This window comes from Flavobacterium ginsenosidimutans, from assembly GCF_003254625.1.
Lineage (GTDB): Bacteria > Bacteroidota > Bacteroidia > Flavobacteriales > Flavobacteriaceae > Flavobacterium > Flavobacterium ginsenosidimutans.
This window is the reverse complement of the sequence record NZ_QJRJ01000035.1, coordinates 1-595: the sequence shown is the minus strand read 5'-3', so window position 1 is coordinate 595 and position 595 is coordinate 1. Positions and strand designations below refer to the sequence as shown.

Annotated in this window: 1 pseudogene; it reads right to left on the bottom strand. The window is 43.2% G+C overall.

Features of this window, described 5'->3' with window-relative positions:
• A pseudogene (locus DM444_RS00170) lies at positions 1-595 on the bottom strand (Ig-like domain-containing protein); the annotation flags it as partial.

Sequence of the window (595 nt, the reverse complement as noted above, 5' to 3'; positions counted from 1 at the left end):
ACCGGATTTCCGTTTAATTTATCATTTGCAATTAATGACACCGTTGTTCCTCCAATATTTCCATTGATGGCTGTCGGCGCATCTGCAACCGCATCAATTGCTGGAAGTCCAACCGTTACTTTCACAGTATTTGAGCTGCAGTTTGCTGGGTTCAGCTTCTCGCAGATTGTGTATGTAAGCCCGTAAGTTCCCGCAGGAGCATTTGGCGCTAGGACAATGCTTCCGTCTGGGCTTACCGTTAAATATCCTTTCGGATCTGCGACAGTCACATTCATATTCACATCTGACGCCACCAATGGATTTCCGTTTTTAGTATCATTTGTAAAAATGTTTCCTAAAGTCTGAGACGCATTTGAAGCTGATGCTGATGGAATCTCATCTTCGTTTGCAACAAGATTTCCTGCCGTAACCGTTATCACTGAAATCACTGAATCGCAGTTTGTCGGATTCGTGTTTTCGCAGATTTTATATTCCACATTATAATCTCCTTTTGGGGTGTTTGGCGCAACGCTAATGCTATAATCTGAATTTAATGTCAATCCTGAAGGAAGTGTTCCGATAATCGTGAACGAAGCCTCGCCCGCGTTATTTCCGA